Below are 13,955 nucleotides of genomic sequence, written 5' to 3' on the forward strand. Positions count from 1 at the left end.
GCGGCATGAACGGTAGCGGCGGTGAGGCGCGGGAGGCCGGCGGGCCACGGCTCGTCGGCGTCGGGGTGGGCCCCGGAGATCCGGACCTGGTGACGGTCAAGGGCGTCAAGGCGCTGCGCTCGGCGGACGTGGTGGTGGTGCCCGTGATGGCGGGCAGCGGTACGGGACGCGCCGAGGCCACCGTCCTGCACTACGTGTCGCGCGAGCGGATCGTGCGGGTGGTCTTCGCGCTCAACGAGCGTGAGGACCACACCCGCCGGGAGGCGGCGTGGGACGCGGCGGGCGAACGCGTCGCCGAACTGCTGCGCGCCCACGGCTCGGTGGCGTTCGCGACCATCGGCGACCCGAACGTCTACTCCACCTTCACCTATCTCGCCCAGACCGTCGGCGCCCTGGTGCCGGAGGCGGTCGTGGAGACCGTGCCCGGCATCACCGCGATGCAGGACCTGGCCGCGCGCGGCGGGGCGGTGCTCACCGAGGGGACGGAGCCGCTGACGCTGGTGCCGGTGACGGCCGGGACGGCGGTGCTCCGGCAGGCCCTGGAGGGGCCGGGGACGGTGGTGGCCTACAAGTTCGGGCGGCGGGCGCGCGAGGTCGCCGCCGCGCTGCGCGCCACGGGCCGTACCGAGGGCGCGGTGTGGGGCTCGGCGCTGGGGCTGCCGCAGGAGTCGATCCGCCCGGCGGCCGACCTGGAGGCCGCCCCGGGGGCCGGCCCGGCCGCCGGGGACGCCGAACTTCCCTATCTGTCCACGCTCATCGCACCCGCCCGCCGGGAGAGCCGAGGAGGCAAGCTGTGACCGCCACAACCGCCGACGGAACCGCCGACGCGGCCGGAACCGCCGATACTGCCGGAGCCGCGCAGGCCACCAGGAGAGCCCCGAAGAGCGCCGGGAGGGCCCCGGGGGGTGCCGGGAAGGTGACCATCGTGGGCGCCGGGCCCGGCGCCGCCGATCTGCTCACCTTCCGCGCCGCCCGCGCCATCGCCGAGGCCGACGTCGTGGTGTGGGCGGCCAGCCTGGTGCGCGAGGAGGTCCTCGAGCACGCCCGCGAGGACGCGCAGATCCTGGACTCGGCCTCGATGTCCCTGGAGGACGTGATCGCCGTCTACGAGCGCGCGGCCCGTGAGGGGCTGCGGGTGGCGCGCGTCCACTCCGGCGATCCGGCGCTGTGGGGCGGCACCCAGGAGCAGGTGGACCGCTGCGCGGAGCTGGGTGTCGAGGTGGAGATCGTCCCCGGGGTGTCGTCGTTCTCGGCGGTGGCGGCCATCGCCGGGCGGGAGCTGACGATCCCGGAGGTCGCCCAGTCGGTGATCCTCACCCGGCTCGGCGGCGGCAAGACGCCGATGCCGCCGGGCGAGGAGGTGCGGGAGTTCGCCCGGCACGGCACGACCATGGCGGTCTTCCTGTCGGCGGCGCGCTCGGGGCAGCTGGCGGTGGAGCTGCTGGAGGGCGGCTATCCGACCGACACCCCGGTGGTGATCGCCCATCAGGCGACCTGGCCGGAGGAGCTGGTGCTGCGCTGCACGGTGGGGACCCTGGAGGAGACCGTCAAGGAGCACCGGCTGTGGAAGCACACGCTGTTCCTCGTCGGCCCCGCGCTGTCCGCCTCCGGCACACGCTCGCACCTGTACCACCCCGGGCACTTCCACGGTCACCGCCGCGCGCGGCCGGAGGCGCGCCGGGCGCTGCGCGCGGCCCGGGAGGCGGCGGGCCGTGGCTGAGGAGCCGGAGCACGGTCCCGCCCGGGGACCGAAGCTGCGGGAACCGGACCTGCCGCGCACCGCCAAGCAGCGGCCGAAGGCGCTGCGCACCGGCTGGACGACCGGCACCTGCGCCTCGGCGGCTGCCCGCGCCGCCGCGCTGCACCTGGTCACGGGCGAACCCCAGCCGTGGGTGGAGGTCGCGCTGCCCTCGGGGCGGCGGGTGACCTTCGCCGTGGAGCGCTCGGCCGAGCTGCGGCCGGGCCGCACCGAGGCGGTGGTGGTCAAGGACGCGGGCGACGACCCGGACGTCACCCACGGCTCGCATCTGACCGCCACGGTGAGCTGGCGCGGCGAGCCGGGCATCGAGCTGCACGGCGGCGTCGGCGTCGGCGTCGTCACCCGGCCGGGGCTCGGCCTGGAGGTGGGCGGCCCGGCGATCAACCCGGTGCCCCGCGCCATGATCAGCCAGGCGGTGGGCGAGGTCGTCGACACCGCGGAGCGCGGCGTGGACGTCACCATCAGCGTGCCCGACGGCGAGAAGCGCGCCCGCAGGACCACCAACGCCCGGCTCGGCATCCTCGGCGGCATCTCCATCCTGGGGACGACCGGGATCGTCCGGCCGTTCTCGACGGCCTCCTGGCGGGCGAGCGTGGAGCAGGCGGTGTCGGTGGCCGCCGCGCAGGACGTCCCGGCCGTGGTGCTGTGCACCGGCGGGCGCACCGAGAAGGGCGCCATGGAGCTGCTGCCCGGTCTGCCCCCGGTGTGCTTCATCGAGGTCGGCGACTTCACGGGCGCCGCGCTGCGGCGGGCGGTGGAGCACGGTGTGGGCCGGGTGGTGTTCGTCGGCATGGTGGGGAAGCTGACCAAGCTGGCCTCCGGGGTGCTGATGACGCACTACACGCGGTCGAAGGTGGACACCTCCGTCCTGGCCGACGTCACCCGCGCGGTGGGCGGCGCGGAAGCGCTGGCGGCCGAGGTCGCGGCGGCGAACACCGCCCGCCACGCGTACGAGCTGTGGGACGCGGCGGGGCTGCTGCAGTCGGCCGCGCCGGAGCTGTGCCGCCGGGTGGTGGACGTGCTGGAGCGCTTCACCGACCACCGGATCGCCGCGGAGGCGGCCATGGTGGACTTCACCGGCCGCACGGTGGTCGCCCTGTGTTCCGACGACGGGGGGCTGCTGCCGTGATCACGGTCGTGGGCACGGGCACGGGCACGGGCACGGGGTCGGGGGCGGATGCCGGAGCCTTCGGGCCCGGCGCGCCGTCCTGGCAGGGGGTCCGCCTGGCCGTGGGAGCGCGCCGCCACCTGGAGGCGGCCGACCCTCCCCCCGGGGTGCGGCGCGTGGTCCTGGGGCCGCTCGCCCCGGCGCTGGACGCCGTCGAACGCCAGCTGTCCGAGGACGGGGGGCCGGTGGTGGTGCTCGCCTCCGGCGATCCCGGGTTCTTCGGGATCGTCCGCTCGCTCGCCGAACGCTTCGGCGCGCACGCCCTGGACGTACGGCCCACCGCGCCGTCCGTCGCGGTGGCCTTCGCCCGCGCCGGACTGCCGTGGGACGACGCCGCCGTGGTCAGCGCGCACGGACGCGACCCGCGCACCGCCGTCAACGTCTGCCGCGCACACCCCAAGACCGCCGTGCTCACCGGCCCCGGCGCGGGGCCCGCCGAGCTGGGCGCCGCCCTGGCCGCCGCCGGGCTGCCGCGCACCCTGGTGGTGGCGAGCGCACTGGGCACGGCGGACGAGCGCGTCGAGCGCCTCTCCCCCGCCGAGGCCGCCGCCCGCGCCTGGCCCGGCGAGGTCAGCGTGGTGCTGTGCCTGGATCCCTCCCGTGCTCTGGCTCCCGGGCCCCTGGCGCTCGCCGGACCGCTGCGTCTGCCCGCCGGCTGGGCTCTGCCGGAGGACGCCTTCGCACACCGCGACTCGATGATCACCAAGTACGAGGTGCGGGCGCTGGCGCTGGCCCGGCTCGGGCCGCGCCCCGGCGATCTGGTCTGGGACGTCGGCGCGGGCTCCGGCTCCGTCGCGGTGGAGTGCGCCCGCCTGGGCGCGGCGGCCGTCGCCGTGGAGCGCACCGCCGACGGCGCCGAACGCTGCCGCGCCAACGCCGCGGCCCACGGTGTGGACCTCCAGACCGTGCACGGCACAGCCCCCGGCGTCCTGGCCGAACTGCCCGATCCGGACGCCGTGTTCGTCGGCGGCGGAGGGCGGGAGCTGGAGGCGATCGTGGCGGCCTGCGCGCTCCGCGCCCGCCGCGCGGTCGTCGTCACGCTCGCCGCGCTGGACCGCGTACCGGCGGTGCGGGCGGCGCTCGGCGCCGCCGGTCTGGCCGCCGACGGCGTGCTGCTGCAGTCCTCCCGGCTGGCCCCCCTGCCCGGCGACGTGGTGCGGCTCGCCGCCGGCAACCCCGTCTTCGTCCTGTGGGGCACCCGCCCCGGCACCGAAGGAGCATCCTCGTGAACGCCCCGAACGCCCCGGCCGGCCTGATCGGTCTCGTCTCCGCCACCGCCGCGGGGCGGCGCGCCCGCGACCGCCTGGCGGCCGCCTGGCCGGAGGCCGTCCGTGTCTACGACACCGGCGGCCCCGGCAGCGTCCGCGAGGCCGTCACCCGTGCCTTCGCCGAGTGCGACCGCCTCGTCTGCTTCCTCGCCACCGGCGCGACCGTACGCCTGATCGCCCCGCTGCTGAACGGCAAGGCGGACGACCCGGGCGTGGTGTGCGTGGACGAGGCGCAGCAGTACGCCGTGGCACTGCTGGGCGGCCACGCGGGCGGCGCGAACGACCTGGCGCACGCGGTGGCCGAGGCCCTGCCCGGCTGCCGTCCCGTCGTCACCACGGCCACCGACGCCGCCGGCGTCCCCGGCCTGGACACCCTCGGCCTGCCCGTCGAGGGCTCCGTCGCGGCGGTGTCGCGGGCGATGCTGGACGGCGAGCCCGTCCGGCTGGTGCGTCATCACGTCCTCCCCCTTCCTGCACTGCCACCCAACGTAACCGAGACCACCGACAACGCCACGGAGAGCGACGAAAGGGGTGGCCGGAACAGCGGGGAGGGCCCGGACGACGGATACACCCTGCTGGTCACCGACCGCGCGGTGACGCCCGGCGACCGCACGGCCGTCCTGCGCCCGCCGACCCTCGCCGTCGGCGTCGGCGCCAGCCGGGGAGCCCCCGCCGAGGAGGTCGCCGCCCTGGTCGGGCAGGCCCTCGCCGAGGCCGGCCTGTCGCCGCTGTCCGTCACCGAGCTGGCAACCGTCGAGGCCAAGGCCGGCGAGGAGGGCCTCGTGGAGACGGCCCGGCGCCTGGGCGTACCGCTGCGGACGTACCCCGCCGACGAGCTGGCCGCCGTGCCCGTGCCCCACCCCTCCGACGCGCCGCTGGCCGCCGTGGGCACCCCGAGCGTGGCGGAGGCCGCCGCGCTGCTCGCCTGCGGCGAGGGCGCCGAACTGGTCGTGCCCAAGCGGAAGTCCGCCCCCGGGGGACGCGCGGCGATGGCGACCTGCGCCGTGGCCCGGCGGCGCCCCCGCGGGCGGCTGGCCGTCGTCGGGCTCGGGCCCGGCGCCCGCGACCTGCTCACCCCGCGCGCCCGCGACGAGCTGCGCCGCGCCTCGGTGGTCGTCGGCCTCGACCAGTACGTGGACCAGATCCGCGACCTGCTGCGCCCGGGCACCCGTGTGCTGGAATCCGGCCTCGGCGCGGAGGAGGAGCGCGCCCGCACCGCCGTGTCCGAGGCCCGCGCGGGCCGCGCGGTGGCGCTGATCGGCAGCGGCGACGCGGGGGTGTACGCGATGGCCTCGCCCGCCCTGGCCGAGGCCTCCGCCGACATCGACGTGGTCGGTGTGCCCGGCGTCACCGCGGCGCTCGCCGCCGCCGCGCTGCTGGGCGCTCCGCTGGGCCACGACCACGTCTCGATCAGCCTGTCGGACCTGCACACGCCCTGGGAGGTGATCGAGCGCCGGGTCCGGGCGGCGGCCGAGTCCGACCTGGTGGTGACGTTCTACAACCCCCGCAGCCGGGGCCGCGACTGGCAGCTCCCCAAGGCTCTCGCCCTGCTGGCCGAGCACCGCGCCCCCCACACCCCGGCCGGGGTGGTGCGCAACGCCTCGCGCCCCGGCGAGCGCACCACCGTGACCACGCTCGGCGAACTCGATCCGGCCGAGGTCGACATGATGACGGTGGTGACCGTCGGCAACACCGCCACCCGCGCCGTGGCCGGCCGCATGGTCACCCCGCGCGGCTACCGCTGGCAGGAGTCCCGGTGACCGCGACCGCGCCCGTAGCCGTCACCTCGCGCTGCGCGGGCTGCGGCGCCTGCCTGCTGACCTGCCCGGTCCACGCGATACGTCCGCTGGGCGGCACGCTGCTGGTGCGGGCCGAGCTGTGCACCGGCTGCCTGGAGTGCGTCGAGGTGTGCCCGGTCGACGCCGTCGAGGAGACCCCCGTACGCGACCCCCAGGAGCCGTCGTGACGCCTTTGACGCCCCGTACCGTCCATCCCATCGAGGAGGAGTCGTACCGCATCCTGCGCTCACGGCTGGACACCTCCCACCTCCCGCCGCTGACCCGGGCCGTGGTGGAGCGGGTGATCCACTCCAGCGCCGACCCGGCCTACGCCGGGGATCTGGTCACCGACGAGAGCGCGCTGCGCGCCGCGCACACCGCACTGCACGCCGGTGCGCCGGTCGTGGCGGACGTCGAGATGGTCGCCGCCGGGATCACCCGCCGCGAGACGGTGTGCCGGCTCGCCGACGCCCGCGCGACAGGCGGCCTGACCCGCTCCGCGCACGCGGTGCGGCTGGCCTACGAGCAGGTCGGGCCGGGCGCGGTGTGGGTGGTCGGCTGCGCGCCCACCGCCCTGTTCGAACTGCTCGCCCTGGACGCGGACCCCGCCCTGGTCATCGGCCTGCCCGTCGGCTTCGTCGGCGCGGCCGAGAGCAAGGCGGCGCTGCGCGACAGCGGCCTGCCGGCCGTCAGCAACGTCTCGGAGAAGGGCGGCAGCGCGGTGGCCGCGGCCGCCCTCAACGCCCTTCTGTACACCCCGGCCGGCGCCGCACACCCCGGCGCCGCCGATCCCCGTACCGCCCCCGGCACCTCCAAGGAGAAGACCCAGTGACCAGCCCGCCCGCCCTGCTCCTCGTCGGCCACGGCACCCGTGACGACGCCGGCGCCGAGGCGTTCCGCTCCTTCGTGCGCGACCTCGGCGCGCGGCGGCCCGGCCTCCCCGTCGCGGGAGGTTTCATCGAACTGTCCCCGCCGCCGCTCGCCGACGCCGTCGCCGAGCTGGCCGAACGGGGCGTGCGGAACTTCGCCGCCGTCCCGCTGATGCTGGTCTCGGCCGGGCACGCCAAGGGCGACATCCCGGCCGCCCTGGCCCGCGAGGAGCAGCGCCACCCGGGCACCACCTACGCCTACGGCCGCCCCCTCGGGCCCCATCCGGCGCTGTTGAACGTGCTGGAGCGCCGGGTGGACGAGGCGCTGCGCGGCGCGGACGGCGAGGACGGCACGAGCAGCCGCGCCGGCACCACGGTGCTGCTGGTGGGCCGCGGCTCCACCGATCCGGACGCCAACGCCGAGGTGCACAAGGCGGCCCGGCTGCTGTGGGAGGGGCGCGGCTACGCGGGCGTGGAGACGGCGTTCGTCTCGCTGGCCGCCCCCGACGTCCCCGCCGGACTGGACCGCTGCCGGATGCTGGGCGCCCGCCGGATCGTGGTGCTGCCGTACTTCCTGTTCACGGGCATCCTGCCGGACCGGGTGCGGGAGCAGACCGGGAGCTGGGCCGCGGCGCACCCGGAGACCGAGGTGCTCCGCGCCGATGTCATCGGCCCCACCGACGAGTTGGCGGAACTGGTCTGGGAGCGCTACACGGAGGCCGTTCGGGGCGATCTGCGGATGAACTGCGACTCGTGCGTCTACCGCGTCGCGCTGCCCGGCTTCGAGGGGAAGGTGGGCATGCCCCAGCGGCCCCACCACCACCCGGACGACGACGGGCACGGGCACCACCATCACCACAATGGTGGCCATGCACACGCCCACTGAGCCCCTGGATCCCCTCCGGCCCCCCGAGACCGCGCACGACCTGCGCCACCACGGCGACGCGGAGGTGCGCGGCGCCGGCGCGGATCTGGTGGACCTCGCGGTCAACGTCCGCGCCGGCACGCCCCCCGCCTGGCTGAAGGAGCGGGTGGCCGCCTCGCTCGGCTCACTGGCCGCCTACCCCGACGGGCGGGCGGCCCGGCGGGCGGTGGCGGACCGGCACGGGCTGCCACCGGAGTGCGTGCTGCTGACGGCGGGCGCGGCGGAGGCGTTCGTCCTGCTCGCCCGGTTCCTGCCCCCGCCCGGATCGGACGCCTGGCGCGGGGGCGGCCCTGTCGTGGTGCATCCGCAGTTCACCGAGCCGGAGGCCGCCCTGCTGGACGCGGGCCACCGGGTGGAGCGCGTCGTCCTGGGCGAACGGGACGGCTTCCGCCTCGATCCCGCCCGCGTTCCGGCCGGGGCCGCCGCGGTGGTCGTCGGCAACCCCACCAACCCCACCTCCGTGCTGCACCCGGCCTCCGCCCTGGCGGCGCTGGCTCGGCCGGGCCGGACCCTGGTGGTGGACGAGGCGTTCATCGACGCGGTGCCGGGCGAACGCGAGTCCCTGGCGGGGCTGGTGACGCGGCTTCCCGGCCGCACCGTGGTGCTGCGCAGCCTCACCAAGACCTGGGGACTGGCGGGGCTGCGCATCGGCTATGTGCTCTCCGACCCGCAGACCGTCGCCGCCCTGGCGCGGCACCAGCCGCTGTGGCCGGTCTCCTCCCCCGCGCTCGCCGCGGCCGAGGCGTGCTGTGAGCCCGCGGCCCTGGCCGAGGCGGAGCGGGCGGCACGGCGGACCGCCGCCGACCGGGCCCATCTGCTCGGCCGGCTGGCGGAGTTCGGTGAGCTGGGGCAGGCGACGCGGGACCCGCGGGCGCCCTTCGTCCTGGTGCGGCACGCGGACGCGGCCGGGCTGCGGGGGCGGCTGCGCGCGGAGGGCATCGCGGTACGCCGCGGGGACACCTTCCCCGGCCTGGACACGCGGTGGCTGCGGCTGGCCGTACGCGACCGGGCGACGACCGACCGCCTGGTGCGGACGCTGGCCGCCCTCGGGGTGCGCTGACGCGCGAAACGGCGGCGGGCTCCCGCTCGGGGTCCCGCCGCCGTTCACCGCCGCCGGGCCGGGCCCGTCTGCTCGGCCGGCCCGGCGGCAGCGGTCGGGTCAGGCGTCGGCCGCACCGGAGGCGCGGCGGCGGCGCAGCATCAGCAGCCCGCCGCCCGCGGCGACGAGCGCCAGGGCTCCGCCGGCGATGTACGGCGTGGCCGAACTGCCGCCGGTCTCGGCCAGGTTGCCGGTGGGCTTCCCGCCGGACGCCTCCGAGCCGGTCTGCGGCTGCGGGTCGTTCCCCTTGCCGTCGGTGGAGCCGTCGGTGGAGCCGGCCGAGTCGCCGTCCCCACCGGTCGAGCCCTCGGTCGAGCCCTCGGTGGAGCCGCCGGTGGAACCACCGGTGGAACCACCGCTGCCGGAGCCGCCGGTGGAGCCGCCGCTGCCGCTCGTGGAGCCCCCGGCGGCGGAGCCGCCCTCGGTGGACCCGCCCTCGGTGGAGCCGCCGTTGTCACCGCCTCCGGGCGTCTCGCAGGCCGCCTCCACCAGCGTCACCCGGCCCTTGACCTCGGCCACGCCCAGGTTCGCCGGGTCCACCGCGACGTCCAGCCTCAGCGCGGTGGCGGCCGCGGTGCTGGAGGTGGTGACGGTCTCGGCCAGCTTCAGCTCGACCGTGCCCACACCGGGCACCCGGACCGAGGTGGGGCCGTCGGCCTTCACCGTGACCTTCTTGCCGAGCACCGTGACGGTGCCGGGGATCTCGGACTCGGCGGTCGGCCGGGCGCCGGCCTCGCACACGGCGTGGGAGGTGACCAGCCCGGTCCTGACCAGGGGCCGCAGCAGCCCCGGCAGGTACACCTTGGCCTCGGCCAGGTTGGAATACCCCTCGGCCTTCCCCTCCCCCACCGTCGCCCTCGAGGTGGCGGCCTTCGCATCCAGCATGGTGAACGGCTTTCCGCCGTTCGCACCGTCCACCCGGGCTTCCAGCAGGGTCTCGTCGGCGCTCCTGGGAGCCTTGACCGAGTTGAGCTCGACGTTCAGCGGCACGGCGGCGCCGCCCTTGAGCAGAGAGACCTCCAGGTTCGCCCGGAGTACGGCCGCGCTCGCCGAGCCCTCGTCGCCGGCGGCGTTCGCGGGCGCGGCGGTGACCCCCACCAGAGCGGCGGCGGCGAGCAGGCCGTAGACAGACTTGTTCACAGGTGAAACCCCCACGGATTGCATGACGTCACCGGCGGCCAATAGGGGACATCGCCCGCACCGGTGACTGAGACCACGCCATTGTTGACCCACGTAGAGCGAAAGAGCGAATACACAGCGTTATTTCACTCGAAAGAGTCACACCAGGTGCAGTTTTCGATTCATGGATCCTGGGTAACGCCTCTTCTCTTCACGGCGCGTGCACACGCGGGCACACGCCCCTTCCGCCTGCGGCCTCCACCGGCGCACCGCACGCCCTCACACGCCCCTCACCTCACGCGACGCCCCCTGAGCAGCACCGCCCGCGGCGCGGCCAGCACCCGTACGTCGGCCCGCGGGTCCGCCTCGTACACCACCAGATCCGCCTCGGCACCCTCCTCCAGTCCCGGGCGCCCCAGCCAGGCGCGGGCCGCCCAGGTGGTCGCCGACAGGGCGTCCACCGGCGGGATGCCCGCCGCCACCAGCTCCGCCACCTCGTCGGCGACCAGCCCATGGGGCAGCGAGCCGCCCGCGTCCGTGCCGACGAAGACCGGGATGCCCGCGTCGTAGGCCGCGCGCACGGTGTCGTAGCGGCGCTCGTGGAGCCGCCGCATGTGGTCGGCCCAGCGCGGGAACTTCTTCTCGCCGCCCTCGGCGAGCCGGGGGAAGGTCGCGATGTTGACCAGGGTGGGGACGATGGCGACGCCCCGCTCGGCGAAGAGCGGAATGGTCTCCTCCGTCAGGCCGGTGGCGTGCTCGACGCAGTCGATCCCGGCCTCCACCAGATCGCGCAGCGAGTCCTCGGCGAAGCAGTGGGCGGTGACCCGCGCGCCCTCCTCGTGGGCGGCGGCGATGGCGGCCTCCACCGCGCCGCGCGGCCAGCAGGCGGTCAGATCGCCCTGCTCGCGGTCTATCCAGTCGCCGACGAGCTTGACCCAGCCGTCGCCGCGCCGCGCCTCGCGCCGTACATAGGCCACCAGGTCATCGGGCTCGATCTCGTGGGCGTAGTTGCGGATGTAGCGCCTGGTGCGGGCGATGTGGCGGCCGGCCCGAATGATGCGCGGCAGGTCCTCGCGGTCGTCGATCCACCGGGTGTCGGCCGCCGAGCCCGCGTCCCGGACGAGCAGCGTTCCGGCGTCGCGGTCGGTGAGTGCCTGCTTCTCGCTGGTGGCGTCGTCGACGGCGCCGTGGGCGTCGAGTCCGACGTGGCAGTGCGCGTCCACCAGCCCGGGCAGCACCCAGCCCTCGACCGTGGTCGTCTCCAGCGGCCCGGTGGGCCGTTCGTAGGTGATCCGCCCGTCCACGACCCACATCTCGCCCCGGACGTCCTCGGGACCGGGCCCGGTCAGGACCCGCCCCCGGATGTGGAAATTCCCGCGCTCGCTCATATGCCGCACTGTACGAGTCCCCTGTTACGCTCACGCAGCCGCAGGGGGTCGTGGCACACCACTTCACAGGATCCGTCGAGCCCTGAGGAGGCCACGTGGACGCCCCCGCCGAAGAGTTCCACGCCTTCTTCGACCGGCACTACGCCGATCTGTCCCGCTTCGCCTTTCTGCTGCTGGGAGACTCCGAGGGAGCCGACGACCTCGCCGCCGACGCACTCGTCGCGGTGTGGCGCCGGTGGGACAGCGTGCGCGCCGGCGGACACCCGCTGGCGTACGCGCGCAGCGTGGTCGCCGGCATGGCACGCACCCGGCTGCGCAGCCTGCTGCGCGAGCGCCGCCGGGTCGCCCTGTTCTGGTCGCACCGGCCCGACCGCATCGACGACCCGGACGTGCCCGCGGTGCTGGACGTGCGTGACGCGCTCGCCCGGCTGCCGCTGCGCAAGCGGACGTGTGTCGTACTGCGGCACGCCTTCGACCTGTCGGAGAAGGAGACCGCCCGCACCCTGGGCGTCTCGGTCGGCACCGTCAAGAGCCAGACCTCGCGCGGCATCGCCGAACTGGAACGGATGCTGGCGCCGGCCCGCACGGCCGGACCGGTGGCGGCGGAGGGGGGACTTCCGCCGAGTTCCCCGAAGAACCTCACGATCCGGTTTCGCTGAGGTATCTTCCATGAATCGAAGATGAATTTACGGGCACCCGATGAGAATAGAATCCCATATCCTCATGCCCGCTCGCACGATCCTTAAACACTAAGATTTGATATCGGCGAACCTCGTATTTCGGACAGGTTCCGTGCTCGTTATGGATCTGTGACGGACTCAACAGCGATTCCTCTTTGCCCGGAAAATACGGGGCATACCAGGCATAACGCAGCGCTCTTCGTGCGCGTGCGCACCCACGCGCGATAACACATAACATGCTCCCGCGTAACCCCTTCCCTCGATGTGATTTGAGTTCGCTCTGGGTAAATTGGATTTGCATGACCGCCGCACAAGCAGACCATGCAGGTGCCCACAGAAAGACCGTCGAAATGCCGGAGGGACTGAAGCTCGACGCGCCCCGCGTGGAGGACGGCGCAGCGATCTGGCGGATCGCGCGCGACTCCCGGGTCCTCGACCTCAACTCCTCCTACAGCTACCTGCTGTGGTGCCGCGACTTCGCCGCCACCTCGGTGGTGGCGCGCGACGGCGCCGGTGAGCCGGTCGGTTTCATAACCGGCTACGTCCGGCCGCAGCATCCGCGGACCCTGGTCGTCTGGCAGGTCGCCGTCGACCACGGGCAGCGCGGACGCGGCCTCGCCGCGGCGATGCTCGACGGGCTGACCACCCGTACCGCCGAGGAACTGGGCGTCGACAGGATCGAGACGACGATCACCCCTGACAACACCGCCTCCAACCGACTGTTCACCTCCTACGCCGAGCGCCACGGCGCGCCGGTACGGCGCGAGGTCCTCTTCGAGGGCGCGCTGTTCCCCGAGGAGGGACACGAGCCCGAGGTGCTGTACCGGATCGGGCCCGTCCCCACCCTGGCCGCCGCCGCGCCCCCACCGGCCGCCGCCGGCGGCTGACCGCCGCGCGGCGCGCCGCACCGCGCCCCGGCACCCGAAAGACCTCTCACTCCTCTCGCAATCCATCTCCCAGGAGATCGCTGTGACCATGACCCAGCCCGACCTGAGCATCTTCCAGACCCTCGAATCGGAGGTGCGCAGCTACTGCCGCGGCTGGCCCACCGTCTTCGACCGGGCGCGCGGCAGCTACCTGTACGACGAGGACGGCCACGCGTTCCTCGACTTCTTCGCCGGCGCCGGATCACTGAACTACGGCCACAACAACCCGGTGCTCAAACGCGCCCTGCTGGACTACCTCGAGCGCGACGGCGTCACCCACGGCCTGGACATGTCCACCACGGCCAAGCGCGCCTTCCTGGAGACCTTCCGGGACGTGGTCCTGCGGCCGCGCGGCCTGGACCACAAGGTGATGTTCCCCGGCCCGACCGGCACCAACGCCGTCGAGGCGGCCCTGAAGCTGGCCCGCAAGGTCAAGGGCCGGGAGTCGATCGTCTCCTTCACCAACGCCTTCCACGGCATGTCGCTGGGATCCCTGGCCGTCACCGGCAACGCCTTCAAGCGCGCCGGCGCCGGCGTCCCCCTGGTCCACGGCACCCCGATGCCCTTCGACCGCTACCTCGACGGCAAGGTCGAGGACTTCCTGTGGTTCGAGCGGCTGCTGGAGGACTCCGGCTCGGGTCTGAACCGGCCGGCCGCCGTGATCGTCGAGACGGTCCAGGGCGAGGGCGGCATCAACGTCGCCCGGGCCGAGTGGCTGCGCGCCCTGGCCGACCTGTGCAAGCGGCAGGACATGCTGCTGATCGTCGACGACATCCAGATGGGCTGCGGCCGCACCGGTGCCTTCTTCTCCTTCGAGGAGGCGGGCATCACCCCCGACATCATCACCGTCTCCAAGTCCATCAGCGGCTACGGGATGCCGATGGCGCTGACCCTGTTCCGGCCCGAGCTGGACGTGTGGGAGCCCGGCGAGCACAACGGCACCTTCCGCGGCAACAACCCCGCCTTCGTCACCGCC

Annotated in this window: 14 protein-coding genes; 12 read left to right on the forward strand and 2 right to left on the reverse strand. The window is 74.8% G+C overall.

All coding sequences use genetic code 11. The annotated features are described in order from the left end of the window. Nucleotides 1-5 precede the first annotated feature (5 nt). From cobI to cobC, 9 genes are all read left to right on the forward strand, one after another. Nucleotides 6-797, forward strand: a complete 792-nt coding sequence (cobI, locus tag CUT83_RS03995) for a precorrin-2 C(20)-methyltransferase (RefSeq protein WP_101254501.1) — start codon at nt 6-8, stop codon at nt 795-797. Nucleotides 798-916: 119 nt separating this feature from the next. Next, complete coding sequence (cobM, locus tag CUT83_RS04000; protein ID WP_101254502.1) at nt 917-1,720, forward strand: precorrin-4 C(11)-methyltransferase; 804 nt, start codon at nt 917-919, stop codon at nt 1,718-1,720. Further along, nucleotides 1,713-2,888, forward strand: a complete 1,176-nt coding sequence (locus tag CUT83_RS04005; protein ID WP_101254480.1) for a cobalt-precorrin-5B (C(1))-methyltransferase — start codon at nt 1,713-1,715, stop codon at nt 2,886-2,888. The genes cobM and CUT83_RS04005 overlap by 8 nt, the downstream gene beginning before the upstream one ends. Continuing rightward, nucleotides 2,885-4,156, forward strand: coding sequence for a precorrin-6y C5,15-methyltransferase (decarboxylating) subunit CbiE (cbiE, locus tag CUT83_RS04010; RefSeq protein ID WP_101254481.1), 1,272 nt, complete (start codon nt 2,885-2,887; stop codon nt 4,154-4,156). The genes CUT83_RS04005 and cbiE overlap by 4 nt, the downstream gene beginning before the upstream one ends. A gap of 23 nt (nt 4,157-4,179) precedes the next feature. Continuing rightward, entirely contained in the window at nt 4,180-5,955 is a 1,776-nt protein-coding gene (gene cobJ, locus CUT83_RS04015; protein WP_101254503.1) for a precorrin-3B C(17)-methyltransferase, read from the forward strand. After that, a complete protein-coding gene (locus CUT83_RS04020; RefSeq protein ID WP_240958023.1) occupies nt 5,952-6,161 on the forward strand; it encodes a DUF362 domain-containing protein in 210 nt (69 codons plus the stop codon). Before cobJ ends, CUT83_RS04020 begins: the two co-directional genes overlap by 4 nt. Further along, nucleotides 6,158-6,805, forward strand: a complete 648-nt coding sequence (locus CUT83_RS04025) for a precorrin-8X methylmutase (RefSeq protein ID WP_101254482.1) — start codon at nt 6,158-6,160, stop codon at nt 6,803-6,805. The genes CUT83_RS04020 and CUT83_RS04025 overlap by 4 nt, the downstream gene beginning before the upstream one ends. Further along, nucleotides 6,802-7,728 carry a sirohydrochlorin chelatase gene (locus tag CUT83_RS04030; protein ID WP_101254483.1) on the forward strand — a complete coding sequence of 309 codons (927 nt, stop codon included), beginning with the start codon at nt 6,802-6,804 and terminating at the stop codon, nt 7,726-7,728. The genes CUT83_RS04025 and CUT83_RS04030 overlap by 4 nt, the downstream gene beginning before the upstream one ends. Continuing rightward, nucleotides 7,712-8,827 (forward strand): Rv2231c family histidinol phosphate aminotransferase CobC, encoded by a 1,116-nt coding sequence (gene cobC / locus CUT83_RS04035; RefSeq protein ID WP_173915019.1) that lies wholly within the window; start codon nt 7,712-7,714, stop codon nt 8,825-8,827. The genes CUT83_RS04030 and cobC overlap by 17 nt, the downstream gene beginning before the upstream one ends. 99 nt (nt 8,828-8,926) lie before the next feature. Here the strand turns inward: cobC and CUT83_RS04040 are convergent, their stop codons facing one another. Further along, nucleotides 8,927-10,006 (reverse strand): SCO1860 family LAETG-anchored protein, encoded by a 1,080-nt coding sequence (locus CUT83_RS04040; protein WP_240958022.1) that lies wholly within the window; start codon nt 10,004-10,006, stop codon nt 8,927-8,929. A gap of 269 nt (nt 10,007-10,275) precedes the next feature. Next, on the reverse strand, nt 10,276-11,373 hold the full coding sequence (locus CUT83_RS04045; RefSeq protein WP_101254486.1) for an amidohydrolase family protein: 1,098 nt from the start codon (nt 11,371-11,373) through the stop codon (nt 10,276-10,278). A gap of 95 nt (nt 11,374-11,468) precedes the next feature. On the opposite strand from CUT83_RS04045, the gene CUT83_RS04050 reads away from it, so the two are divergent. From CUT83_RS04050 to CUT83_RS04060, 3 genes are all read left to right on the forward strand, one after another. Then, a complete protein-coding gene (locus tag CUT83_RS04050) occupies nt 11,469-12,032 on the forward strand; it encodes a SigE family RNA polymerase sigma factor (protein WP_101254487.1) in 564 nt (187 codons plus the stop codon). 371 nt (nt 12,033-12,403) lie between these two features. Beyond that, the gene (gene ectA / locus CUT83_RS04055) at nt 12,404-12,940 is read left to right on the forward strand and encodes a diaminobutyrate acetyltransferase (protein WP_101254488.1); all 537 of its coding nucleotides are present in this window, start codon (nt 12,404-12,406) and stop codon (nt 12,938-12,940) included. A gap of 82 nt (nt 12,941-13,022) precedes the next feature. Further along, the coding region (locus tag CUT83_RS04060; protein WP_101254489.1) for an aspartate aminotransferase family protein at nt 13,023-13,955 on the forward strand (933 nt) is incomplete at its 3' end.

Origin of the sequence: Streptomyces barkulensis (assembly GCF_002843305.1) — a bacterium.
GTDB classification, from domain to species: Bacteria; Actinomycetota; Actinomycetes; order Streptomycetales; family Streptomycetaceae; genus Streptomyces; species Streptomyces barkulensis.